The sequence below is a fragment of the Flavobacterium hercynium genome (assembly GCF_002217285.1).
GTDB lineage: Bacteria > Bacteroidota > Bacteroidia > Flavobacteriales > Flavobacteriaceae > Flavobacterium > Flavobacterium hercynium.
This window is the reverse complement of sequence record NZ_MUGW01000030.1, coordinates 1-26690: the sequence shown is the minus strand read 5'-3', so window position 1 is coordinate 26690 and position 26690 is coordinate 1. Positions and strand designations below refer to the sequence as shown.

Below are 26690 nucleotides of genomic sequence, written 5' to 3'. Positions count from 1 at the left end.
TCATAACTCATAATTTCAAACAACATAACGATAGGAACCTATCAGCAAAAACAATCTAAAATCTAAAATCAACAATCTAAAATCTAAAAGCATGACGATAGAAGATCTTCTGAAAAGTAAAGTAATAGAAAATCCAATTAATAGATTTAAAAAAGAACTCAAAGAAATTGTAGAAAGCAATTTGGTTTCGAAATTATTATTAAAAACAAAGCTCAAAAAAGAAGTAGCCGAATTTGGTTTAGAAATTCTAAAACTAAAAGACAATTATCAGGCTACGTATATTTCGTTAGGTTCAAAAGAAAGCACTGAATTCGAAAAATGGGTAAAAGAAGATTTGTGGGATGATAAAAACTACTACGAACTTTTGGTTTACTTTTTTGGCGAAGAAAATGCTGTTTACGTAAAAGAAGCCTGGAGCAGACTTCCCCAAAAAATGTATCAGAGTGGTTACACGCGACGTTCTTTTAGAGCGCCCAATAACAAAAAATATTTACTGGTAAATCAGGTTAACTTTTTGCGTTCGCTGCTAAATGGTCCTCAGATTTACAATTACCATGATAGAGATTCAGTACACTATGATTTAAGTATCGAGGAGCAAATTCGTTATGATACAGAGGTTTCCGGTAGTTTGAATCAGTTCATGATTTGGTCGGCAGCACTGGATTTGAACAGAGAAAATCTGTTTCAGTTGTTTGAAGACATTATTTTCAACAAAGACCCAAGGGGCAAAGTTTCCAGAAATATCATCAAAGCACTTTTAAACAGTGAGAAAAAAGAAAGCTGGGAATTGGTCGAAAAACTATTGTTGGCAGCTCAGCGTCAGGAAGGATTGCGCCAGACCGTTCTGGAAGCCTTAGACGAAACCAGTATTGGTGCTCTGCAATATATGATAAAGGTGATAATCGATAATAAACTAACCCGTTTTTCATCTGTTGTTCGCGGAATCGATACATGGACAGGTTTGGGCTGGGATTCTGAAAAAGAAACTACAGTTCGAAACATTATCAATCTGGCTTATGGTTATTTTGCTAATCCGGAAACGATTCCGGCTGGAATTCAAAGCAAGAACAACAACGAAGTTTATATGGCATTGTGGGTTCAGGGTGTTTTTGATGTCGAAAAAACCGTTCCTTATCTGCATGAATTATTAGAAAAAGGATCAATCGAAAAGAAATCGCTGGCATTGAAATTTGCCGGAGAAACAAACGATCCTTATATCGAAATGCCGTTGTATTTTAAAGCTTTAGACGACGAAAATCTGCAAGTTCTGGCATTTGCTATACCAAGATTAAATTTACTTTTAAATGCCAACGCGCATTCGAGATATTATGTTGAAAACGCCGAATATCCAAATTTCTTTGACAAGGTTTATAATCTGGCTCAAACCATAACCATAAAAGAAAAGGTTTTTGAAGGCAAAGTGTTTTCATGGTTAAATACGAAGTTTGAAAAAGATGCGCTTTATTATGCGGCGATCAATTTAGTGGGAGACAATACCGAACGATTAGAGCAAATCTTAGCTCATTTTGAAGGTTTTTCTATCAACTTAAGAGAAAAACTAACCAGAGAAATTTTAGGAGATTATTATTGTTATTCGTTCTACAGTCTGAAAAGTACCGGTGAAAAAGCTAAAAACGAGCCAACACAATACCAGCGAAATTTTGCTTTGCGAATTTTAAAAGACAGAGGAGAATCTCTTGTGGCCTCGGCAATTTGTACGTTAAACAATCTGAACTTATCTGATGATGAACTGGCAATTTTTCAGGAATTATTCAAACGTAAAAATTCTAATTTAAAGAAAAACCTAACTGCGATTCTACTGAAACAAGAAGAGCAAAAAATAACTTCATTCGTAGAAACGACTTTAGAAAAAGGCGATTTAGAACAACGTATGTCAGTTTTAGATTTGATGTTGCAGTTGCAGAAAAATGCAAAGCTTACGGATAAAGTCAATGATTGGGTAGCGGCTTATTCGGCTCGACCAAAAATTACCGAGAAAGAAAACAAATTCATTGAGCAGTTAGAACCTTCAAAAAAGAAAAATACTTTAAGTGCCGAAAACGGATTTGGTTTTTATACGCCAAATGAAGTTTCGCCTTATGCCTTGCCAAAACCGCAGGCAGATTCGTTGTATTCAAAATCGGTTAAGGAACACCAATATGGTTTTTCGAAATCATTGGCTGATCTAAAAACGGAAATTTCTAAACTTTACGCATTGTATGAAGAGAATAGAAATTACGAATATGAAATCGAAAACTACGACAACAGCAAATCGACTGTTTTACTGGGAAATACTTTTAGAGATATTAAAAACTTAAAAGACGAAAAAGATCCCGAAATCAGAGCGACAAATTATCCGCTGTACGAGGTTTGGTCAGGTTGGTTTGAGAATTCGGGATTAGCAGAGAAAGATTTGTTTTTACTGACGCTGATTAGTAGTTACGATAAAAATAATTGGGGGGATCTTCTGGAGAAACATATTTTTTATTTTAAAGATTATCTGCCACATCAAAATAAACGTGGTTACGATTGGGACAATGCTATTTTGCAGATTTTAAATGCATTGCAGCTAAAATATTCATTCAAAGAAAAAAATGATTTCCTAATTGATGCTTGCAGCACTTTGTATGCAGATCTTCCGCAATCAGTTTTAGAATTCGAATATAAACCGAAAAAAGACGAGTATTACTATAATTCAGATAATGGAAATGGCTGGCAGAATCAGCGTTCTTTTGATGTTTACCTGAATAGAATTAATTTACAGGATTTAACAGCGGAACAAAATAATAAAGTATGGAATCTCTACAGATGGAGACAGTTAAATGGATTAGAAAAGAATATTGCTTTCAACAAACCGCCAATTCATTTGTATTGTGAAGCGTTTCAGCAAAATGCCATTATCGAAGGAGAATTGTATGAAGGTATTCTGGAAAGCGAAAGAATCTCTGTCCTGACAAGCGAAACGAAACATTACAGACATTTCGGAAGTGAAGATCTCATCAAGAGATTTCCGTTTTTAGTTCCGATGATTACAAAAATCCGCGAGACTTTTCTGGATGTTGAAGTAAAAAGAGGTGACTCGAATACAGCTGTGACCCATTTGGTACAGAGTTTCCAAAAGATATTCGGCACCAATCGTTTTGTCGAAATGCTTACCGCACTCGGAAAAGCAAGTTTGTACAAAGGTTACATTTATTCGTGGAGCTACACTGAATTAACGAAACAGAAATTGTTTAGTTATTTACTAAAAAGATGTTACCCGCTGGCTTCGGACACGCAGGAAATCTTTAACGAGGCCATTAAAAAAGCTAAAATTTCAGAAGAAAGATTAATTCAAGCTGCTATTTATGCGCCGCAATGGCAAAAGTTCATCAGTAATTATTTAAACTGGAATGGTTTAGACGAAGGAATCTGGTGGTTTCACGCACATACAAAAACAGCAAGTTTTAGTGCCGCCAATTCAGAATTAGAAAGCGAAATGGCGAAATTCTCTTCTATCGATCTTCAAGATTTTAAAGATGGAGCGGTCGATAAAAACTGGTTTGTATCTGCTTATAAAAAATTAGGCAAAGCCAAATGGGAGATGTTGTATGAAGCTGCAAAATATGTAACGGACGGAAACGGACACCGACGCGCCCGATTGTATGCGGACACGATTACCGGTGATTTGAAAATTAGAGAAGTTACCGCAAAAGTAAAAGACAAACGCGATCAGGATTACTTAAGAGTTTACGGTTTAGTGCCACTAAGTAAAACAGGACCAGACAAGGATATTTTGTCACGCTATGAATACTTGCAACAATTTAAAAAAGAAAGTAAGGAATTTGGTTCGATGAAGCAGGCGAGTGAAGCTTTGGCAATTCGTGTGGCGTTGGAAAATTTAGCAAGAAATGCCGGTTATCCGGATCCTGTTCGTTTGACGTGGGCAATGGAAACGAAGCAAATTCAGAATATTTTATCCAAAGAAACGCAGGTTGTGCTGGATGATGTCATCATAAGTTTGGTGATCAACAAAGAAGGAAAGGCTGATTTGGTAACGCTTAAAGGGGATAAGGAATTAAAGTCGATTCCGCCAAAATATAAAAAAGACAAAGGAATTCTGGAATTAACCAATTACAGAAAAACAATGCGCGAGCAATGGACGCGTTCCAGAAAAGGATTAGAAGAAAGTATGATTCGCGGTGATGCGTTTTTGTATGCCGAAATGCAGAATCTTTTTGAACATCCGATTATTTCGAAACATCTGGAAAAACTGGTTTTTGTGTCAGGCGAAGATAAAATTGGTTTTTATGCTGATGGAAATTTGGTTTCGGCTTTAGGTGAAGTTATTACAATAGATGAAAATCAGACTTTTAGAATTGCACATTGTTTTGATTTGCACAAACATAATGTCTGGACAGATTTCCAAAGTTATTGCTTTGACAACAAATTGCAACAGCCCTTTAAACAGGTTTTCAGAGAATTGTATGTTCCAACACCAGACGAATTAAAAGAAAAATCAATTTCAAGACGTTACGCAGGACATCAGGTGCAGCCGAACCAAACTTTGGCGTTACTAAAGACCAGAGGATGGAAAGTAGATTATGAAGAAGGATTGCAGAAAGTTTTCCATAAAGAAGGCTATCAGGTAAAAATGTACGCACTGGCTGATTGGTTTTCACCTGCCGATGTAGAAAGTCCTACGTTGGAAACAATAGAATTTCATTCGCTTAAAGATTATAAAAACATTCCTTTTGAAGATGTGAATCCTAGGATTTTTTCAGAAGTCATGCGCGATATTGATTTGGTTGTAAGTGTTGCTCACGTTGGAGGTGTTGATCCTGAAGCAAGTCATTCTTCAATCGAAATGAGAGCTGTATTATTGAGAGAAACATTACGTTTATTCAAAATTAAAAACGTAGAAATCAAAGAAAATCATGCGATTGTAAAAGGAACAATGGCAGAATACAGCATACATTTAGGAAGTGCAGTTGTGCATCAGCTTCCAGGTAAATATTTATCGGTTTTGCCAATTCATTCTCAGCACAGAGGACGTTTGTTCCTTCCGTTTGCTGATGATGATCCAAAATCAGCTGAGGTAATGTCTAAAGTTTTATTGTTTGCAAAAGATAATGAAATTCAAGACCCCACAATTTTAAGTCAGATTGATAAAACGTATGTTTAAAATGATTGTATTTTCTATTTAAAATGAAACCCGAAAAAGTGCAAAGTTCCAAAAGAAATTTGCGCTTTTTTTAGTATTTAGAATGTTTACTTTTGTAGTACATAATGTATGAATAATTAACAATTCTATCATCTTACTGACGACATTTTACAAATAATGACAATTCAAGACCTAAAATCCCAAAACCTAATCCTGTTCGAAGTAATTTCCGGAAGCAGGTCTTTTGGCTTAGCTACACCAACATCTGATACCGATATTAAAGGTGTTTATTATTTACCAAAAGAAAAGTTCTTCGGTTTAGATTATATTCCACAAGTAAGTAACGAAACCAATGATGAGGTATATTATGAATTGGGACGATTTATAGAATTACTGTTAAAAAACAATCCGAACATTCTGGAGATTTTAGCTTCACCGGAAGATTGTATTCTATACAAACATCCGTTAATGGAACAGCTAAAAATAGAAGATTTTCTGTCTAAATTGTGCAAAGATTCTTTTGCCGGTTATGCTGTAACGCAAATCAAAAAGGCAAGAGGTTTAAACAAGAAAATTGTAAATCCGTTGCCGAAGGAAAAGAAAAGTTTGTTGGATTTTTGCTATGCTTTAGAAGGTTATAAAACCATATCTGTACTAGAATTTTTGAAGCAAAATAATTTCAGGCAGGAGCAAGTCGGTTTAGTTGATTTGCCTAATTCACGAGGAATGTTTGCCATGTTTTACGATAATGATGCTACGTTGCGTTATAAAGGAATTATACAGAAAGAAAATTCCAATGAAGTTTCTGTTTCGTCTGTACCTAAAAATGAAAAACTAATAGGCTATTTATTCTGCAATCAGGATGGTTATTCTAAATATTGCAAAGAATATACAGAATATTGGAGTTGGATTGATAAGCGTAATGAAGAGAGATACAATACCAACCAGCAACACGGTAAAAATTACGACAGCAAAAACATGATGCACACGATCAGACTTTTGCAAACGGCAGAACAAATTTTGGATACAGGAAAATTAAATATCCGCGTTCCGAATCGGGAAGAATTACTCGATATAAAGGCAGGAAATCGGGAATATGATGATTTACTCGAAATGGCAGATAATCTAATCGCATCAATCGAAAATCATTTTGCAACCTCTGTTTTACCGGAAAGACCAAATGAAGAAAATGCCATACAAACATTAATCAAAATCCGGGAAGAATTGTATCAGTAAAAAATGTAAAAGTGTTCTGAGTTAAGCTGAATTTTCGTGATTTTCCTAAAATGCCATAAAATCATCATTACTGTTAAATTATGATTTTTACTACAAAAACAAGTAGTTATACGTTGTTTTCTATTTTTAAAAAGTTTAAATTTGATTGAAGATCAAGTAGTTGATAATTTAAAATTGAATTTAGCGATGATAAAAGAAATCAAATCAAAACCATTATTTTCTTTTTTATTGGGCAATACTTCTTTGTTTTCTCAAAATGAAAGATTAATTATTGGCAAAACAACAGGTAAATTAGCCATAACAAAAAAATTAGCCGTCAGAACGTTTGGATTTACCAATTCGCTTTCGGGGCAGGTAACTTTACCGGGATCAGATATTGACGTTGAGGTTGGCGACAACGTAAGTATAGATCTTTGGAACATTTCTCAGGGAAACCCCGTCTCTTTGTATTGTAAGGAAATTGAATTTCAGCAGCGTACCAAAGGAAATAGCGCGCTAAAAGAAAAAGCTCTTGTTGACCACATGGAACACGGTTTTTACTCTTTTCAGGCAACCAAAGCGGGAACCTATCTCTATTACAGTCCCGAAAATTATCCGTTTAATTTGCAGGCAGGAATGTTTGGTCTCATCATTGTTAGATCAAAAGAAATCGATTCGCTGTATTATAAGCCCTGGAACGAAATATTATGGTGCAGTAATGAAATTGATACTACGTGGCATAGCGAAGATATGATGAGAATAACGTCGGACCACACGGGAGAGCCAATCAACCTTCCGGATTATAAACCAAATTACTTCCTCATTAACGGCAAGAAGGCAATAAAAAACAAAGGTTTACAAGCCTTAGAATACAAAAAAGATACTGTCTTTCTTCGTTTGGCCAATTCAGGTTTGTACCGACACGAAATTGTATTTCCGGCTGAAGCAAGACTGCAGTTGATCTCAGGAAACGAAATCAATATCGTAAACTTACCTCGCGGATATAAAGTCAAATTACATCCTGGTGAATGTTTCGAACTGCTTGTTTTTTTAGAAAACGTAGCCGATGATGAACATGTTGTCTATAAATTCATAGATACCAATTCGAATAAATGTTGCAACGAAGCCAATATCCCCGTATTTTACTAAATCCTGAAATTCCTATAAACAGAAAATCGCCCTGAAAAAAAAGGGCGATTTTGTTTTTATGGGCAATAACAACTTATGATATCGTCATTTTTACGCCCAGAATATGTTTGCAAATTCCTCTTTTGCCCTGATAGGCGGTAAACCAATCGCAAGTACATCTTTGCGATACGCTGTCGATAATTACTTTGTGTACAACGCCAGAACCTTTTACTTTGGCTTCGATATAATCTGCTCTTCGCTCGACGATTTCGATGTCTTCGTTATCGATTAGTTTTTTTGCATTTTTTAGCCTCGGATTTAAAGATAAAATACGTTCTGTTTTAAATGGTAAACGTCTGTAAAAATGGGCTTTTTCACTTAAATCATAACCCAATAATCCCATCGATGATAAATTAGAAGTCAGATTATCCATCGTACCAAAATCGATATCATTTTCGATAGACAACATCGTAGGATCAAAAGTTTCATTTGATTTTAATAAACTGTTCAGTCCGTAAACCCATTCGATTGGTAAATTTTCGGTCATAGTTTCCAGTACATTTCCTTCACCGGAAAACCCGCGGTAATTGTCAGGAGAAAAAGCCATTAAGAGCTGCATTTTTCCAAACTCGGCAACAATGGCACACGTTTGCTTGTCTGACGATTCGTAAACAAAAATTTTATCTACAATGGCGAGAATACCTTCTAATAAGCGTAAGCGTTGTACTCCGCCAATTCTCACGCTGTCTGCAGTCGACAAAGTAGAGAACATAAATTTTCCTGCTCTTTTTGTAATGAAAAAATCACCTTTGATACTTCCTTTTGGTAAACTTTGAAAAAGCTGAATGGTCTGAATTTTGTTCAATTCAAATTTAATGTCCATGTCGGCAAGGTAGAGCTGAACGCTGGTTAAGCCTTTAATCCAGCGCATGGGTAAGGTTACTTTTTTCTCGGTAACTTTTGCTTTGCTGGTAATAACCTGAACTTCTTGCTGACCTACGGCAAGCGTTACTTTTTCATTTTTCTGAATAGCATTCAGTGCGTTTAGCATCGGATCATTAAAATCGACGTTCGTTGTTCCGTTGGCAATAAATTCGCCATCAATAGCTTCCGGTTTCATGTCCAATCGCACGTATACGCCATTGCAAGATGAAAATCCTTCAAAACGTAATCGTTCTGATCCTGCAGAAACGATAGGATCACGTAAGCTTGGCGGAACAGGTCCAAAGCTGGAACGCACCACTTTTGCAATAGTACTCCAGCATTTTGCCGTAACATAAGGATCAGTTAAGCTTCCCCAGAAAAAACACGGAATGTTATTGACTTCTTCAATTTCCGTTTGATGCGCTAAAACAAGATTGTTGATTCCCTTTGTTTTGCTGTATGTCGATATTCCTCTGTAATTGTATTCGAGATCTGTCATTTTCTTTATTTTAAAATTTGCTTAATCAATGATTTAAGCGAAGCATTACCTTTCCATTGTTCAAAGAAAACAGCAGCTTTAGGAGAAGGTTTTTGATTTGTTTTGGTCAATAGATCAAAATAGTTCTCTACTATTTTCTTGAAGCTTGTAGGCAGTTTGTCTTTCAGGTTTAGTTTTTCAAAGAAAGAATTCAAAAGCTGAAACAAAGCACTATTATGCAATGGCGAAACATCTTTGATTGCAATTAAGCCGTCGACCATTCTCAAAAACACACCATATTTTTCTGAAGATAAGAATGCCAATTGTGTTGCCAATGCATTGATGTCAATCGCTTGTTTTTCGATTAATTGTATCAAAACTTCTGACGCCAATAATCGTAAGTCTTTCTTTTCTTGAAAGAAACAGCAAGCATACAATAAAATGCTAATAGGAGAGAAGCTAAATTCCGGTGTATTAGCCACTTCTAAAAAAGCTTTCAATTCTGGTTTAGAACCGTCTCCTGTTATACAATTTTTTAAGAGTATCAACGCCAGAGCATCTGCGTTCTGTGGTGTAAGACTGTGCCAGTAATACGTGTTTCCTGCTGAATTTATTAGATAATCCCACGTATTAGCGCGATGATAAACATCAAGACTGTACAACAGGTAATTTGGTATTTTAGAATATTGAGGAACTTCAAAACTCATTTCGTACCAGGAAGGTGTTCTTTCTTTTTCTTTGGTTTGATAATTGGTCCATTCGTTCCATTTTTCTTTAAACTTTATTTCAGGTATAAAAGGAGCAACCACAAATGGAACTTCTTTTAAGTACGTACTTTCAAATTGTGCAAAAGTGTCGTTTGGATAGAAAGTTCTTGCGGCAACCGCCCAAAGCGAAAGAATTCCGCTTTCTTTGGTGGTTTTCCCCATTGTAGCCAATAGTTTTGAAAATAATGAAGTTTCGTCCAGTTCCAGTTTTTCATTTACGCCAAGGCAAAAGGATAATAGTTGCTGAAGTTCCCCTTCAACATTTTCTAATAACGGAATCGCTTCTGCTACATTTTCTCTCGGCATACGGGCGATCGCGATAGCTAAATCAGTATTATCAATTTCTTCCTTGTTTTTCTGGTACGCAATTACTCTTTCTACTAAAACTTTTGGAGCAACCCAATGCGGTTTATGACTCGGAAATGAAAGCAAAGGCAATGTCGATTTTGCCTCCATTTTTTGCTGCACCTTGTCCAGTAAAGGCTGCATCGTTTTGGTTGTAATTAATTTAGAATAATGATTGATGTTACTGCTAAACTTTTGATCGATATTTTTAATCTTGTTAAGCAGAAAGGCTTTCGTAAAATTTTTATGAATGCTTTCGAAATAACTTTTATTCAATTGTTTCTCGTAAGGCTGTAACTGTGAAGCATAATCCTCCGGAAATAAATCGCGTTGCGAAATGTAGACATTCAACAATATTTCTGAATCTAACGTTTCTTCGGAATTAATGAAATTTCCAAACTGAAACAATACAGCATTCCAATCTTGAGGAAGCGTAACTTCTTCTGTTAGGAATAATGGTTTCTGTGGTTCAAATACATATTCTTCCGCAGCAGCGTCATCAACACTTAAAGCTTCTTCATCCAGAAACGAAGTAAGTCCGGATTTGATATTTCCCTGCATCATCGTAACATACGAAGATAATTTTTCCTTAAGCGTCTTATCTTTTACGTTCGCAATCTTCGTAATGATTTTAGTAGCGCGTTCCTGCAATGCCAGGTCTGCAATTACATAAACATCCGCAATGATGTTGGCTATTGTTGCATTAAGTTTCGGATTTGCTTTAGCTAATTTTTCCAGAACAGGCAGAACATTTTTGATAGCGGCTTTGCAATCGCTTCGCATCATCAAAGGTTCTAACCATTCTAAGAATGATTTTGCTTTAAATTTTGGATGATCGTAAAATTTCTTTACAAGTTCTATTCCGTAGCTCGTTATTGGCGGATACGGATTGTGTAAAAATGAAAATATGTTTTCCTGATGTACAATCAGTTCATCAGCAGTAGCATTATATTCTTCAATTCTTTTTCTAAAGAATGATTTTAGATTATTGTTCCATTCTTTAGTTTGAATCAGGATAGCATTTTCGATAAAAAAGCCACGATCCATTTTGTTATTATCTATCAGAGATTTGAAGATCACAACCCAAGTCTGGTATTCGTCATGTTTCTCTTTATCGTTATCTCTAAAAAAGCTATTGTGCAGAATCGTTTCGTAGTTAAACAATTCCGGAACATCTCGCTGATATGTTATTTTATCATTTTCGACTTTGTGAATGAAATGACGTGTTTTCATCTTAGAACGCCATTCATTGTACGACGCCAGACTTAGAGCGTACAATTCCGGGTTAAACTGAATTAATTTATGTTCCTCAAGTCTGCGAAGGTTTGAATAGTTGTATCCTACCCAGTCCTGTCTTTTTACTTTATCTAAAATAAAAGTTTCCAGCCAATTGGGTTTTGCCCACAATAATACCTCTAAAACAAGTGGTTTTTCGTTGATTTCGTTCAGTAAGCTTAACGCTTCATCCCACGAGTTAATATCGGTTTTGTCAAATAATGCAATAGCGCTAAGCGTAATGATTTGATTTTGTTGCTGATCGCCTCGTGTACCCCAGCCGTAATCGTGTTTGCCTTTTTTTACGTAACCCGGATCTTTAGACAGGTCAGTATATGTCATCCAGTATCGTTTACTCTTTTTAATGTGCTTTTTTAGCGCTTCGATATTCCCTTTTGTTTTCTCGTGAAGAAAAGGTAATAACAGATCTATCTTTTTAGATTTTATAATAGCATCGTACTCTTCTAAAACTTCGTCAGCATTTGATTTTTTTGCTGTTTTTGGTTTTGATTCCACCGTAACGTCACCTGTTTCTGAATATCCTTTTTTTACTTTTTCGGCCAATATTTTTTCGGCAGATTTAAGACATTCTTCGTCGGTTGCAAGTGATTTGGTTTGTGATGTTCCTGAAGTTCCGTTTTTTCCGTAGGTTACAGTATATTCTAATCCGGTAACTTCGATTTGCCAAAACTTATCGGAGTTTCCATCAATATATTTGAGGTATTTTTTCATGCTGGCAGGGGGATGAATTGATAAAGAACTAAATATTTGTTTTCTCAAAAATATAAAAATTATTAGGCTTAAGCCTATTTTTTAAAGGAAAACTTACGTTAAAATAGCAATAATACCTTGCTATTTTTCTTGTAAGCACTTAGAGAAATAAAGAGAGAAATAGCCAAAAAATGAAAAAACGGCTGCCTTTTAGAAAAAAGACAACCGTTTTCGGTAATTAATGGAAACGAACTGGTTAATAAAATGGTTATAATAGTAATAACGGTGCTATAAAGCCAAAGGATACAAGACCTGTTGTGTAGTCTTTTGCTCCAAAAGAATTTTCAGCATAATCGGTGTAATCGTATTTTCTACCTACATAACCCAAGTAAAACTTAATGTTGGTATCTTTAAATGGCAAATACTGAATCGTCGGGATTATACCATAACTTGTAGTCAACATGGATGGGGCATCATGATCGGGATTGTTTTTCCAATAGTGATTACTGGACATTAATGTTAAAAGTACATTTACCTTAGGCGCTACCATATATTCTGCTCTTAGCCAGTTATCAATATATAAAGCATTTTGTGCTGCAAATTTATATTGCTCTCGGATTACACCGGAAACTAGTCCTTTACGATCAAGTCCTTCATTGCTGTACTGAAAATCATAATACAGTATAAATTTTTTGGTTTTCAATTTGTTTCCTAGTGCAACAGCATTCATTTGAGCATGTTTAGCTTCGTTAAAAAAGCTGTAGCTGTACGTGGTTTCAAATTTCCCTCCAAAGAATTTTCCTCTCCAGTTCCCTACAAACGCAAGCGGATACGATGTTGATTCAATGTTCGGAGGAGCAGCTTCACCATATAATTCCTGAAATGTTTTTGTTCTTGAATTTAATGCCTGAAAAGTAAAGGAGTTTCGATCATCCTTAAGGGTATGTGTTATTCCGGCACCAACTAAAAAGCTGTCTGCATTTCCAACAATATCATTGTAATTTAAAATATCAATTGGGTTATAATCAAACTCGTAACCTCCCCAGTCAGCAACTAGTTTTCCAAAAGAGACATTGGTTCGGGGTGCTATATCAATCTTTACAAAAGCTAAGTCAACAGAACGGCTCACATTATCTAAATTTCCCGGAATAGGTTCAGAGGTATACCTGTTACGGAATCGAAAGTAAATTTTTTCATGAATTTTTCCTTTTATTTCAAATCGTAATTGATCCGCATTAAAATTAGCAATGGTTTGCTTACCATCTAAGAATTTGCTGCTGTACGATATTCGTGAATTGACAATAACATCGACATCTCTTAACAACGATTGTTTTTCCATCGGAATTAAAGAATTTACAGAATCGGTTCTAAAACCTCCTTCATTCGTTTGTTTCTCCATTTGGTTGACTTGTCCCAATACGAGGATTGGAAAAAGAAGAAGAACTACATACACGCAACATTTTTTCATAATGATCTATTTTTTGGTTAAACAGTTAATAAATCTTAAATGTCAAATTAGAATTAGAACAAACTTAATAATAAGTTTAATCTTAAACTCCAATTTAAATGATAAGATTATACTGCAAACCTAAAACTTAAATACTTTAGCCACAATACCCACTTTCCGTGATTTTTCAATTTTTTTTCATCATATGTTAAAATTGTAAATATTTAAAAATTAAGTAGTTGTGGTAAAATCAGTATTTTTTACAAAAAATCACAAAAAAAACGGCCGTCTTTTCAGACAGCCGTTTCATTGGTTTATTATTTTGATTTTTAATTCTGAGCGTAGATTTTTGCGTAAAGATCTTTGTAGATTTCTTTAATGATTTTACGTTTAAGTTTTAACGTAGGCGTAAGCTGTCCGCCATCGATAGACCACACATCCGGAGTTAACTCAAAACGTTTGATTCTTTCCCAGTGTCCAAATTTATCATTGATGCTTTCAACTTCGTCTTCGATACGTTTGCGTACCTGTTCGTTTTCGATGATATCTTTGTTAGTGCTTCCTAAAGTTACTTTATGAATTTTTGCCCATTCTTTTACGAACTCAAAATTTGGCTGAATAAAAGCAGATGGCATTTTTTCACCTTCCCCAATTACCATAATTTGCTCGATAAAACGAGATTGTTTCATCGCATTCTCAATCAATTGTGGCGCAATGTATTTTCCACCTGAAGTTTTGAACATTTCTTTTTTACGGTCGGTAATTTTTAAGAAACCTTCACTGTCAATTTCTCCAATATCTCCCGTATGAAAGTATCCGTCTTGTAAAGCCTCAGCCGTTTTTTCTTCATCTTTAAAGTACCCCAACATTACATTAGGTCCTTTGCAAAGAATTTCGCCGTCCTGAGCAATTTTTACTTCAACATTGCGAATTATTTTTCCAACGGTTCCAATTTTAAAACCTTTATTTCTTTGATCATTTACTGAAATTACCGGAGATGTTTCAGATAAACCGTAACCTTCCATTACCGGAATTTCTGCCGCAGCAAAAACTCTCGTTAATCTTGGTTGTAAGGCAGCACTTCCTGAAACCATCAGGTCTAATCTGCCTCCTAAACCTTCTTTCCATTTACTGAAAATAAGTTTTCTGGCGATCTTTAACTGAAATTCATACCAAAAACCGTTTGCTCCGTAAGGTTCATAGCGTAAACCTAAATCAATAGCCCAGAAAAATAGTTTTTTCTTGATACCTGTTAATTCTCCACCTTTAGCATAAATTTTATCATATACTTTTTCAAGTAATCTCGGTACAGCTGTAATTACAGTTGGTCGAACTTCTTTTAAGTTATCACTGATTTTCTCGATTGATTCTCCAAAATAAACAGAAACACCATAATATTGATAGATGTACAAAATCATTCTTTCAAAAATATGGCAAATAGGTAAGAAGCTTAATGCGGTACTTTTACCGGCATCAAAAGGAATTCTTGGCGCACTGTCTAAAACGTTCGACACAATGTTTTTGTGCGATAACATTACACCCTTAGGTCTTCCTGTAGTTCCTGAAGTATAAATTATAGTAGCAAGATCATCTTCTTTGATGCTGTCTTTTTTAGCATCCACTTCGTTCTGATTACTTTCGTCTTCGCCCAAAGTTAATAACTCTGACCAATGTTTACAGCCTTCAATTTCATCAAAAGAATACACCTCTTTTAAGCTAGGTACATTTGCTTTGATAGCGTTTACTTTATTCAGAACTTCTGTGTCTGAAACAAAGCAATAAACACTGCCACTGTGGTTTAATATATATTCGTAATCTTCTTCGGCTATCGTTGGGTAAATAGGAACGTTTTGTGCTCCTGTTTGCAGAATACCAATATCCATAATATTCCATTCTGTACGATTGCTTGAAGTGATTAAAGCAATTTTATCATCTTTTTGAACGCCCATTCGCAATAATGCTCTCGAAATGGCATTTGCTTTAGCAATATATTCCTGACTGGATGTTTTTTCCCAAGCTCCATTTTTTTTAGTCGCTAGGGCAACCGGAAGGTTGTAAGTTTCTTGTTGATAATAAGGAAAATCAAAAAGGCGTGTGATTGAAACCATGTTTAATATATTGAATTTTACTGCAAATTAAATAAAAATAAGGTATAATTTTTAAGTTAATGGAATTTTATGTAAAAAATTACAGGTACTATTAAAAATCAACGAAAACGTTTTCTTTTTGATAACAAAATTTAAAAAAATGCCATAAATATTTAAATTTAAGAGTAATTTTCGCCGTTTACTGAACGTTAAAATCTACGTATTCTTTCATTCTTTCGCCCATTAAAAACATTTTTTTCTTGGTGAAATGAATAGAGAATTGAGAATAAATCCATTCGTTGCTGTCCGTTGGTCGGTACCAAAAAGTATACGACGCACTGTTAAAGCCTTCTTTGAAAATTGGAATTCCTTCGTCTGAACATTCGATTCCCCAATTAATTTTCTTTTTTGTTAAATCATCATACTGAATAACTCCTGATCCATCCGGGTTCAAAACAGTAGTAGGTGTTTTTTGTCCCGCTGGTACAAAAGTTCCTTGAATTGGGTAAGGAATTGTAGTTGTAATGTAATGTTCGCGGTTATTGTATTTAATCTTAGCTACATCTACTTGTGAATAAGATTGTGTAGCAACAAAAAACAATGTAATTAATACTAAATGTAAAGGTTTCATTCTATAAAATTTAAGATTTGGTGGGTTTTTAATTTTTTTTCGCAAAAGAATCTTGGCTAATATAGTTTAAATTTGAATAGAAAATAACAACAGAATTATCAGAATAAGATTTTTTTTTAAACATTTTTATTTCAATTTGCTTTTTAGTGTTTTTAAAAAGATTTTGATCTTTTTGTTTCAAAAAAAAAGCGTCCGAAAATTCGAACGCTTTAAATTGAAAAAATATATTTTTAGTTTTTGTCAATCCATTTTCTGGCATTAACGAAAGCTTCATGCCAAGGAGAAACTTCGTCGTTTCTGTCTTTTGGATAATGTGCCCAGTTCCATTGAAACGTAGAACGTTCAATATGTGGCATCATCACCAAGTGTCTTCCTGTTTTATCACACATCATTGCGGTGTTATAATCAGATCCATTAGGATTGGCAGGATAACCTTCGTAAGCATATTTAGAAACAATGTTGTAATTTTCTTCGGCTAGAGGTAAATTGAATTTTCCTTCTCCGTGTGAAACCCAAACTCCTAAAGTAGTACCTGCTAATGTAGATAACATTACAGAATTGTTTTCCTGTACTTTTACAGAAGTAAAGATACTTTCGTGTTTTTGGCTTTCGTTATGCAACATTTTTCCGTGTACTTCATGTTCAGGATTAATAACTTCAAGTTCCATAAATAATTGGCATCCGTTACAGATTCCAACAGATAACGTATCTTCTCTTTTAAAGAAATTGTCTAAAGCCAGTTTTGCTTTTTCATTGTATAAAAATGCTCCTGCCCAACCTTTAGCTGATCCTAAAACATCTGAATTAGAGAATCCTCCAACAGCACCAATAAATTGAATATCTTCTAATGTTTCACGACCAGAAATTAAATCAGTCATGTGAACGTCTTTTACGTCAAATCCGGCAAGGTACATCGCATTTGCCATTTCGCGTTCAGAATTACTTCCTTTTTCACGAATAATAGCTGCTTTTGGTCTTGGTTTCGAAGCATCGATTACCGGTTTTTTTCCTGTAAAATGAGCTGGGAAAGTATAGTTTAAAACCTGATTTTTATAATTTTCAAAACGTGCCTTAGCGGTTCCGTTTTTAGCTTGTTTCTGATCTAATAAATAAGAAGTTTCAAACCAGATATCTCTGTATTTTTTAATGTCTAAATTCCACTCACCAAGTTCTAATGTTTCGTTTGTTGTAACCGAACCAATTTTGAAGAACTCAATGTTGTTAGCACTTAATTTTGCTTCAACAACAGCATCCGCTTTAGCCTGGAAAACAATTCCGATGTTTTCAGCAAAAAGAATTTTTAATAGATCTTTTTCAGCTAAAGCACTAAAATCAATTTTAGCTCCAAGGTTTACATCAGCAAAACACAATTCTAATAAAGTTGTAATCAAACCACCACTTCCGATATCGTGTCCGGCAAGAATTTGGTTGTCACCAATTAATTCCTGAATGGTGTTGAAAGCATTTTTAAAGAAAGAAGCATCTTTAATAGTCGATGTTTCATTTCCAATCGTGTTTCTGATTTGTGCAAAAGAAGAACCTCCTAATTTGAAATCATCCTGAGATAAATTGATGTAATAAATAGAAGCTCCGTCTTTTTGTAAAACTGGTTCTACTACTTTTCTAATATCTGTACAATTTCCTCCTGCAGAAATAATAACCGTTCCCGGTGCAATTACTTCATCATTTGGATATTTTTGTTTCATCGAAAGTGAATCTTTTCCTGTTGGAATATTGATTCCTAATTCAATTGCAAATTCAGAACAACCTTCAACAGCAGCATACAAACGAGCATCTTCTCCTTCGTTTTTACAAGCCCACATCCAGTTTGCAGAAAGTGAAATTCCTTTTAATCCATCTTTTATTGGTGCCCAGATAATGTTTGATAAAGATTCCGCAATAGCGTTACGGCTGCCCGCAACAGGATCAATTAGCGCAGCAATAGGAGCGTGCCCGATAGAAGTTGCAATTCCTTCTTTACCTAAATAATCCAAAGCCATTACACCTACATTGTTCAATGGCAATTGTAACGGTCCTGCATTTTGTTGTTTGGCAACTTTTCCACCAACGCAACGGTCAACTTTGTTTGTTAACCAGTCTTTAGAAGCTACTGCTTCTAAACGTAAAACGTCTTGTAAATAACTTTCGAAATCATTTGCTGAGTAAGAAACAGCAGCATATTTTCTGTCGATAGTTTTATCGTTCATAACCGTTTTTGGAGAACTTCCGAAGAAATCTTCTAAAGCATAATCCATCGGTTTTGAACCATTTGATTTTGATTCAAATGTAAAACGGTGATCTCCCGTTACATCTCCAACTTGATACATTGGTGAACGCTCTCTGTCAGCAATTCTTTGTAATGTATCAATATCTTTTTGAGCAATAACCAATCCCATTCTTTCCTGAGATTCATTACCAATAATTTCTTTTGCAGAAAGTGTTGGGTCACCAACAGGTAATTTGTCTAAATCGATTAAACCTCCTGTTTCTTCTACTAATTCAGAAAGACAGTTTAAGTGTCCTCCTGCACCGTGATCGTGAATAGAAACAATTGGATTTAAATCGCTTTCTACCAAACCACGAATAGCATTGGCAGCACGTTTTTGCATTTCAGGGTTAGAACGCTGAATAGCATTTAATTCGATTCCTGAACCAAAAGCTCCTGTATCTGCAGAAGAAACTGCAGCACCACCCATTCCGATTCTATAATTCTCTCCACCTAAAATTACGATTTTGTCGCCTTCTTGTGGTTTCTTTTTAATAGACTGATCTAATTTTCCGTAACCAATTCCACCTGCTTGCATGATTACTTTATCGTAACCAATTTTGCGGTCATTTTCGCCATGTTCAAAAGTTAAAACAGAACCAGTGATTAGTGGCTGACCAAATTTATTTCCAAAATCAGAAGCTCCGTTAGAAGCTTTGATTAAAATATCCATTGGAGTCTGGTACAACCATTTTCTTTCTTCAAGTGCGTTTTCCCATTTTCTGTCGTCATTCAAACGAGAATATGATGTCATGTACACCGCTGTTCCTGCTAATGGCAATGAACCCTGACCACCTGCTAAACGATCACGAATTTCACCTCCTGAACCTGTTGCAGCTCCATTAAAAGGCTCAACTGTTGTTGGGAAATTGTGTGTTTCTGCTTTTAATGAAATAACAGAGTCAAACTCTTTTAGTTCATAAAAATCTGGTTTATCAGCTGTTTTAGGTGCAAACTGCTGCACTTTTGGTCCTTTTACAAAAGCAACGTTATCTTTGTAAGCAGACACAATATCGTTAGGATTTTCCTGTGATGTTTTTTTGATTAACTTAAATAATGAAGTTTCTTTTTCTTCACCGTCGATGATAAAAGTTCCGTTGAAGATCTTATGACGACAGTGCTCAGAATTTGCTTGCGAGAAGGCAAATATTTCAGAGTCAGTTAATTTTCTGCCTAGTTTTACAGCAAGATTATCTAAGTAATCTACTTCTTCCTGGCTTAAAGCCAAACCTTCTACTTTATTGTAGGTTGCGATATCATCGATTTCCAGAATAGGTTCCGGTTGTACGTTGATCGTATAGATTTCCTGATCTAATTGATTGAATTTTTGAAAAAGCATTGGATCAAAATCATTGAAGTCAGCCGTTGCAGGATGAAATTCTTCAATTCTGATGATGCCTGTTATACCCATATTCTGAGTAATTTCTACAGCATTTGTGCTCCAAGGTGTGATCATAGTGGCACGAGGACCAACAAAAAAATCCGTCAAGGCGGATTTTTCGATCTTATTAGAGTTGGCAAAAAGCCAATTTAGTTTTGAAATGTCTTGAGCCGAAATTTCGTTTTGCGTTTGTACTGCAAAAACAGTCTTGCTTTGGTTTTCAAAGAAATGGATCATTGTAAAGTGTAGTTTGTTGTATTGAGGTGCAAATTTAGTGTAAATAAATAGCAAGCGCAAATTTGAAAACAAACTCTTTTGAAAAAAAATATCGATGCTTTTTTTAATACTATAAGTGATATAAGTTCATTTAGGGACTGTGTGAATTTTGCGCGCAAAGTCGCGAAGTCGCAAAGTATTATTTACAAAGCTTAAAAGTCAATCTTTGCGTCTTTGCGACTTTGCGTAATTAAAAAAATGATTTGTATTATTCATCCTTCTAAAATGAACTTATATCACTTATATGGTAGAAAAAAAGCTAGAATATTTAGAACAAAAAAAAGCGGCAATATTGCCGCTTTTACTTTAGTAAGTACTCATTTAATTAGTTGATTATGATCTTTTTGTTAAAAGTTTCAGAATCTTGATGAATACGAATAATGTATGTGCCTTTGGCTAAATTATTTATCGTCGATAATGAATCAGTAATATTTGATTTCTCAAATACATTCTGACCTAATATTGAAATTATTTCGATCGAGTAAGGTGAACTAATGTTATTAAAGTAAATGTTGAAATTTCCGTTAGTTGGATTTGGATATAAAAGAAGTTCTTTTAATTTAGGAACTGTTTTTTCTTCCGTTTCCACAGATAACGTTTGTGTAGTTTTAGCACCTAAGTTAGAGCAGGTATCTGTTGTGTAAGTATCCCATTGAGAACTTAAATTAAAAGTTGTCGAAGGTGAGGTTACAGTCGATTTTCGTCTTAAAGTAACATCAATTGCAAAATTTGCAGTTCCGCCATTGAAAGTTCCAATGATGTCAATAAGAACACCATTTTTGAATAAACCTACCGCATCATTTCCGTTAAAAGTAAGTTCTGTTGCAGTTGTTGAAATGTTAGCGGAGCTTTTTACAAAACAAGTAGAAGCAATTGAATTATTTACAATTACATATTTAGCACCGTTGGCTAAACTTCCGGTTAAAGGCAATCCGGTACTCCATGCTCCGGAACCGTTGGTTTGTTTTTTGATGGTGTAAGCTGCTAAAGCAACAGAATTTCCGGTATTATTGGCTATTTCTAAAGCTTTATTATTTCCTGAACCTTCAATATATTCAGAAAATAGTAATTCTGTTGCCGTTCCGCCACCGCCGCCAGTGCTGTCTGTAGTGACACTAATAGTGTTACTTAATGCCGATGTGTTTCCGGCAGCATCTCTGGCACTTACATTAATCGAATAACTAGTCGAATTTGTTAAACCTGTAATGGTTGTATTTAATGTTGTTACCGTATTTTTCAAAACTCCATTTGCATAAACATTATAACCCGTTACACCAACATTATCTGAAGAAGCAGTCCAGCTAATTGTAATTGAAGTTCCAGTTTTTGAAGATAAAGTTACGCTTGAAGGAGTAGTTGGCGCTTGGCTGTCTGCAGAAGTATTCCAGATTTGATTTACATATTCCGGATGATCAATAAAAGGGTTTCGATTATTCTGACGTGCGTAAATGGCATTGTTTCTCGTAATTTCACGTGCACTTACCGGATCTTGTGCGTGCCAAGCCAATAGAATATTTAAAAAGGTAGTGGTAAAAGCTTTATTACTCGAACCATCAAACATAGGGTAAGAATATCCCGCGATTGTATTTTCGTAACGGGTTGCAAAATAAAAATACATTCTCGCAATGTCGCCTTTAAATTCATTTATAGGTTCGAAAACCGTTCCTGAATATCCTGAAGTTGTATTTGGACCTACTTTGCTTCCGTTTTGAGAAGTGTACGTTGGTGAGTTGACAAGACCATGCGGATAGTTAGAGCGCATTCCGTTTACTTTTCCATCTGTTGGTGTGATAAAATGTGCATCGGCCACCATTGGAGATTGTTCGTTAAAAACAGATTGTGGAATGATATGCTCTCTATTGTAACAATCGCCTTCAGAAGAATAACTGCCACATCTTTGCGTGCTTCCTGTAGTATAATTGTACGGATCTGTTCCTGATGGATTTTCAGAATACATGTCTAAAATAGTACCGTCATTTTCATAAAAATTATCAACATCAGAAGTTAAATACGTGGTGTATAAACCCGCATAGCCGGTATTGGTGTGCCCTTTGATGATATTGTACAATTGTGTTTTTAAAGTGTATCCTGTTCCTGTTGCGGTATTGTAATACCCGGAAGGTATTTGCGCAAAGCCAATAGAAACAAAGATTAGCAACAGTAAAGAGTAAGTTTTTTTCATAAAAAAGCAGATTAAGTTTTCGTTCAAAATTTAAATAAATTAAGGTTTTATCATATTGACTATGAGTTTTTTAATTTATTAATTGTCTCAAAAATACTACTTTTGTAAATATGTTGTGTTAAGTGTTGATTAATTTTTTAAACACATTTTCTTACTTCTTTTTAAAAACTTCACTTTGATAAGCTCCTAAGTCGGGAGGTAATGTTCTGGTCTTTCCAAGAATGTCTAACGGAATCAAATAAGCGTCATTTCCTTTTGCAGCAGCAACAGAAGTAGGCTCAATATTGAATTTATTCTCGTTTACATTGCTAAAACTAGGGTTTTCATTTACAATGATAGCATTGTAATGTACAGGATCGGTTTTAAACTGATAATTTGGATCGGTACTGGAAGCTCCGGATTTTATTAAGCAATTATTGAATTGATAAACAAAACCTGCATTAGCATTTTTGCTTAAATTTAATTCGTTGGTGTTTGTGCCAAAAATAATGCAGTTGTTAAAAGTCGCCTGCGACAGGTCTTTCGTTTCCGGAGTTGCACCCGCCAGACTATTACTCAAATTAACAGCAAGATGGGAACTGCTGCTCCAATTATTATTAAAAGTACAGTGTGTAAAATTATAATTTCCACCATAAACACAGGATAAACTGGCTAATCCGGTATAGTTTATAACGATGTTTTCACCTTTGATAATTGAATTTTGAGCACGTATTCCGTACTGAACACAATTGTAAATTTGGGTGTTTTTTATTTCAACAGTCGAAGCATCCTGATTTTTAATGTCTAAACCAATAACAGCATTTTTCAGCGTCAGGTTAGTAATTTTATGATTGGTACTTCCTTCTGCCAGAATAACGGAGTTCCATTGTCCGGGAATAAAAGAGTAGGTATCTTCTAAGCGATCTCCCTCAAAAATAACTTCATTTTCTAATTTATCGGTAGTTGATGTGGTTCCGTTAATATGCAGTGAAGCATTTTTTTCTACGACAAGCCCTGAATTGTCATGAAAGAATACACGTGCACCGGCCTCAAAAGTTACTGTTTTGCCTTCCGGAACAGCGGCATATCCATAAATAACATACGGTTTTTGATTGGTGAATAGTAATTCATTTCCATTTACCGCATCATTTTCTTCCAGATGAAAACCTTCAAAATTTTTACCGTCAATGGTAATGGTCTCTTTTGTTCCGTCCGGATTTTGTTTTGGATATAAAAACACAGCATCCTGAATTAAAGTAACTAAGGTAACTTCCTGAAGATTTGCTCCGCTGTCAAATGAAATTTCATCAGTATACAAAAAAGTAGTTGGATCAGCGTCTACAATATCTGCTGTAGTTTCTATAAAAATGTATAAACTGTCTTTAGCTAAAAGCGTAACATCATTAAAAATCTTTCCGCTGTTGCCATTCATTCCATCAACAGTCATGCGATATTTAGAGGTCAATCCTTTTTTGAATTGTATACTTGGTATTGTAATGTCTTTTTTACCAATATTATACACCATAAGTTTGTAGGTACTTGAACCAATATTTTTAAAAACAGTGTCCAAGTAAACGGTGTCTTTTGAAAACTTTAAATTTCCGGAACTGGCAACAGTATCAAAATCAGTTCGGCAGGAACTGACAGCTAAAAGTAAACCGATCGTAAAGAGTACAAAATAATGACGCATTTGAAATATTTTTTATGCTGTAGATCATTTGTCGATCTATCAAAGAAGCGCTATTGCTTTTGTAAAAATAACAAAAATCTTATATGCGGGGAGATGAATTTTAATAATAGAATTGTATTTTCTAATTTGTATCTCATCTTTTCTTTAATTTTACGATTTTAAAGCCTTATTTAAATGAAATATACAAAAGAGCAAATATTAGAGCGTTGCAATCAGTTTTCTAAAAACACTTTGATGGAAACGCTAAAAATTGAATATATTGATGCAGGAGAAGATTTTTTAACAGCCAAAATGCCTGTGAATCCAAGCGTTCACCAACCAATGGGACTTTTGCACGGAGGTGCTTCAGTAGCATTAGCGGAAAGCGTAGGAAGTGCTGCTTCGTTCTTTTTTATTAATATGGAAGAACAAGAAGTTCGCGGTATTGAAATTTCTGCCAATCACTTAAAAAGTATTCGTGAAGGCTGGGTTTTTGCAACTGCGAGAATTATTCACAAGGGAAGAAGCTTGCACCTTTGGGAAATTAAAATTACAGACGAAGCCGGAAATCTGATTTCGCTTTGCAAACTGACCAATATGATTTTAGATAAAAAAGCAAAGTAGGACATGAATTCATTTTTTTCTAAAATTAAAAAACATAAAGAACACAATTTACCATTTGTACTTTATTCCAAACCCAATTCTAAAACCTTTTTTGGATTGTTACAGCAAAATAATATGTTGCATACAATTGCTGACTATAAAGAAAAGGGATTCGTTTTCGCTTCTTTTGATGAAAAACAACTGATTTTAATTCCCGAAAGCGAATCGGAAATTATTACAGCAGAACAGGAGGAAAGTACTTTTGAAAACATTGAAGCAGAAAACTTTAGTATTGATGAAGCCGCCCGAGAACATTACAAAGCAATAGTTGAAAAAGGAGTTGAAGCCATTAAAAACGAGGAATTCAAAAAAGTAGTTTTATCGCGTAGGGAAGAAGTACAATTAGCTGATTTTGATTTCGTACATACATTTCAACATCTGAAGCAAATATATCCAACCACATTCGTGTATTGCTTTTTTCATCCCCAAATTGGATTATGGATGGGAGCAACTCCGGAACAATTACTAAAAGCTAATGGAAATGCATTTGAAACAATGGCTTTGGCTGGAACTCAAAAAGCAAATTTAGAAGCTGAGATTTTGTGGGAACAAAAAGAAAAAGACGAACAGCAATATGTTACTGATTTTATCGTAAAAAGATTGAGAGAAGTAGCAACATCTGTAAATGTTTCTGAACCTTACAATACAAAAGCGGGATCGATCTGGCATATTAAGACAGATATTTCGGGTGTTTTAAATCCAGAATCAACACTTGAAGAAGTAATTGATACTTTACATCCAACTCCTGCAGTTTGTGGATTGCCTAAGAAAAAAGCAAAAACGTTTATTGTGGAAAATGAAGGGTACGACAGAACTTTTTATACCGGTTTTTTAGGCGAACTCAATAGTAGTTTTGCTTCTAATGCTGTGAGTTCTGATTTGTTTGTAAATTTACGCAGCATGCAAATAAAGCAGAATAAAGCCATTTTATATATGGGTTGCGGAATCACCAAAGAAAGTATTCCCGAAAAAGAATGGGAGGAAAGCGTGAATAAGTCCATGACGATGAAAAGAGTTTTGAAAAGAGTTTAAAAAAATGTTTCAAGTTTCAGGTTTCAAGTTTTGTAGACAACCTGAAACCTGAAACTTTCAACCTGAAACAAAAAAAACAAAAAACAAAAAAAATGAAATTAGATATAGTAGCTTTTGGCGCACATCCGGATGATGTAGAATTAGGTTGTGCAGGAACAATTTTAAAAGAGGTGTCTCTTGGTAAGAAAGTTGGAATTGTAGATTTAACTCGCGGTGAATTAGGAACGCGTGGTACGGCTGAAACTCGAGATGAGGAGGCTAAAGCTGCTGCAGCGATTTTAGGCGTTGCAGTACGCGAAAATTTAGCTTTTCGTGATGGTTTTTTTATCAATGATGAAAAACACCAGTTAGAAGTAATTAAGATGATTCGAAAATATAAACCGGAAATAGTTTTATGTAATGCTGTTGATGATCGCCATATCGATCACGGAAAAGGAAGTAAGTTAGTTTCTGATGCCTGTTTCCTTTCGGGATTAATGAAAATTGAAACGGAGATTGATGGAGAGAAGCAAGAAGCCTGGAGACCAAAGGTAGTATATCACTATATTCAATGGAAAAATCTTAAACCAGACTTCGTTGTGGATATTACGGGTTTTGAAGAACAGAAAGTAAAAGCGATTTTAGCGTATAAAACACAATTTTATGATCCAAATTCTAATGAACCTGCTACGCCAATAACGAGTAAAAACTTCTTCGAAAGTCTAAATTATCGTGCTCAGGACCTGGGAAGATTAGTTGGTGTCGATTTTGCCGAAGGTTTTACTGTTGAAAGGTGTTTGGCTGTCAGTAGTTTAGAAAATTTATTGTAAATTTTTCATTTTTTTCTTTGTAAAAGTAAACCTTTGTTATATCTTTGCAACCGCTAAGCAAAAATGGTGGTTGTAGCTCAGCTGGTTAGAGTAGCGGTTTGTGGTGCCGCGGGTCGCCGGTTCGAACCCGGTCAGCCACCCAGAAATTTAAAGCCTTGAAGAAATTCAAGGCTTTTTTTGTGCGTGTAATTTTTTCAAAAAATTTGCGACGCCAGGATTATGGTTACTTTGTTTTGTTATGAAACGCAGATGATACTGATTCGGGATCAATACAAAAACCTG

General features: G+C 35.0%; 14 protein-coding genes and 1 tRNA gene. 7 read left to right on the top strand and 8 right to left on the bottom strand.

Translation table 11 applies throughout. The features are described 5' to 3' along the window. The first annotated feature begins 91 nt into the window (after positions 1 to 91). The 3 genes from B0A66_RS14910 (at position 92) to B0A66_RS14900 (ending at position 7507) form a co-directional block, all read left to right on the top strand. Positions 92 to 5164 carry a DUF4132 domain-containing protein gene (locus B0A66_RS14910; protein WP_089050653.1) on the top strand — a complete coding sequence of 1691 codons (5073 nt, stop codon included), beginning with the start codon at positions 92 to 94 and terminating at the stop codon, positions 5162 to 5164. 156 nt (positions 5165 to 5320) lie between these two features. After that, positions 5321 to 6379, top strand: a complete 1059-nt coding sequence (locus B0A66_RS14905; RefSeq protein WP_089050652.1) for a nucleotidyltransferase domain-containing protein — start codon at positions 5321 to 5323, stop codon at positions 6377 to 6379. Positions 6380 to 6520: 141 nt separating this feature from the next. Further along, entirely contained in the window at positions 6521 to 7507 is a 987-nt protein-coding gene (locus tag B0A66_RS14900; RefSeq protein ID WP_244283506.1) for a multicopper oxidase domain-containing protein, read from the top strand. Positions 7508 to 7580: 73 nt separating this feature from the next. Here B0A66_RS14900 and B0A66_RS14895 read toward each other — a convergent pair whose 3' ends face one another. From B0A66_RS14895 to B0A66_RS14855, 8 genes are all read right to left on the bottom strand, one after another. After that, positions 7581 to 8909, bottom strand: a complete 1329-nt coding sequence (locus B0A66_RS14895; protein WP_089050651.1) for a hypothetical protein — start codon at positions 8907 to 8909, stop codon at positions 7581 to 7583. Between the two features lie 5 nt (positions 8910 to 8914). Continuing rightward, the gene (locus B0A66_RS14890; RefSeq protein ID WP_089050650.1) at positions 8915 to 12007 is read right to left on the bottom strand and encodes a DUF6493 family protein; all 3093 of its coding nucleotides are present in this window, start codon (positions 12005 to 12007) and stop codon (positions 8915 to 8917) included. Positions 12008 to 12254: 247 nt separating this feature from the next. Further along, complete coding sequence (locus tag B0A66_RS14885; RefSeq protein ID WP_089050649.1) at positions 12255 to 13454, bottom strand: porin; 1200 nt, start codon at positions 13452 to 13454, stop codon at positions 12255 to 12257. 308 nt (positions 13455 to 13762) lie between these two features. After that, a complete protein-coding gene (locus B0A66_RS14880) occupies positions 13763 to 15541 on the bottom strand; it encodes an AMP-dependent synthetase/ligase (protein ID WP_089050648.1) in 1779 nt (592 codons plus the stop codon). Positions 15542 to 15719: 178 nt separating this feature from the next. Then, positions 15720 to 16151 (bottom strand): hypothetical protein, encoded by a 432-nt coding sequence (locus tag B0A66_RS14875; RefSeq protein WP_089050704.1) that lies wholly within the window; start codon positions 16149 to 16151, stop codon positions 15720 to 15722. Positions 16152 to 16381: 230 nt separating this feature from the next. Further along, positions 16382 to 20035, bottom strand: coding sequence for a phosphoribosylformylglycinamidine synthase (purL, locus tag B0A66_RS14865; protein WP_089050646.1), 3654 nt, complete (start codon positions 20033 to 20035; stop codon positions 16382 to 16384). A gap of 364 nt (positions 20036 to 20399) precedes the next feature. After that, the gene (locus B0A66_RS14860; protein WP_089050645.1) at positions 20400 to 22256 is read right to left on the bottom strand and encodes an endonuclease; all 1857 of its coding nucleotides are present in this window, start codon (positions 22254 to 22256) and stop codon (positions 20400 to 20402) included. Between the two features lie 151 nt (positions 22257 to 22407). Then, entirely contained in the window at positions 22408 to 23925 is a 1518-nt protein-coding gene (locus B0A66_RS14855) for a hypothetical protein (RefSeq protein WP_089050644.1), read from the bottom strand. Between the two features lie 174 nt (positions 23926 to 24099). On the opposite strand from B0A66_RS14855, the gene B0A66_RS14850 reads away from it, so the two are divergent. The 4 genes from B0A66_RS14850 to B0A66_RS14835 all read left to right on the top strand — a co-directional run bounded on the left by B0A66_RS14850 (position 24100) and on the right by B0A66_RS14835 (position 26548). Beyond that, positions 24100 to 24528 (top strand): PaaI family thioesterase, encoded by a 429-nt coding sequence (locus B0A66_RS14850; protein WP_089050643.1) that lies wholly within the window; start codon positions 24100 to 24102, stop codon positions 24526 to 24528. Positions 24529 to 24531: 3 nt separating this feature from the next. After that, positions 24532 to 25599, top strand: a complete 1068-nt coding sequence (locus B0A66_RS14845; protein ID WP_089050642.1) for a chorismate-binding protein — start codon at positions 24532 to 24534, stop codon at positions 25597 to 25599. 92 nt (positions 25600 to 25691) lie between these two features. Further along, positions 25692 to 26408, top strand: coding sequence for a bacillithiol biosynthesis deacetylase BshB1 (gene bshB1, locus B0A66_RS14840; RefSeq protein WP_089050641.1), 717 nt, complete (start codon positions 25692 to 25694; stop codon positions 26406 to 26408). A gap of 66 nt (positions 26409 to 26474) precedes the next feature. Further along, a tRNA-His gene (locus B0A66_RS14835) sits at positions 26475 to 26548 on the top strand. The last annotated feature ends 142 nt before the right edge of the window (positions 26549 to 26690 follow it).

Excerpts from the sequence above, each read along its gene's own strand:
- B0A66_RS14850 (WP_089050643.1), top strand. The coding sequence starts at position 24,100 with ATGAAATATACAAAAGAGCAAATATTAGAGCGTTGCAATCAGTTTTCT.
- B0A66_RS14905 (WP_089050652.1), top strand. The coding sequence starts at position 5,321 with ATGACAATTCAAGACCTAAAATCCCAAAACCTAATCCTGTTCGAAGTA.
- B0A66_RS14910 (WP_089050653.1), top strand. The coding sequence starts at position 92 with ATGACGATAGAAGATCTTCTGAAAAGTAAAGTAATAGAAAATCCAATT.
- B0A66_RS14890 (WP_089050650.1), bottom strand. The coding sequence starts at position 12,007 with ATGAAAAAATACCTCAAATATATTGATGGAAACTCCGATAAGTTTTGG.
- bshB1 (WP_089050641.1), top strand. The coding sequence starts at position 25,692 with ATGAAATTAGATATAGTAGCTTTTGGCGCACATCCGGATGATGTAGAA.
- B0A66_RS14875 (WP_089050704.1), bottom strand. The coding sequence starts at position 16,151 with ATGAAACCTTTACATTTAGTATTAATTACATTGTTTTTTGTTGCTACA.
- B0A66_RS14895 (WP_089050651.1), bottom strand. The coding sequence starts at position 8,909 with ATGACAGATCTCGAATACAATTACAGAGGAATATCGACATACAGCAAA.
- purL (WP_089050646.1), bottom strand. The coding sequence starts at position 20,035 with ATGATCCATTTCTTTGAAAACCAAAGCAAGACTGTTTTTGCAGTACAA.
- B0A66_RS14880 (WP_089050648.1), bottom strand. The coding sequence starts at position 15,541 with ATGGTTTCAATCACACGCCTTTTTGATTTTCCTTATTATCAACAAGAA.
- B0A66_RS14855 (WP_089050644.1), bottom strand. The coding sequence starts at position 23,925 with ATGCGTCATTATTTTGTACTCTTTACGATCGGTTTACTTTTAGCTGTC.
- B0A66_RS14845 (WP_089050642.1), top strand. The coding sequence starts at position 24,532 with ATGAATTCATTTTTTTCTAAAATTAAAAAACATAAAGAACACAATTTA.
- B0A66_RS14860 (WP_089050645.1), bottom strand. The coding sequence starts at position 22,256 with ATGAAAAAAACTTACTCTTTACTGTTGCTAATCTTTGTTTCTATTGGC.
- B0A66_RS14885 (WP_089050649.1), bottom strand. The coding sequence starts at position 13,454 with ATGAAAAAATGTTGCGTGTATGTAGTTCTTCTTCTTTTTCCAATCCTC.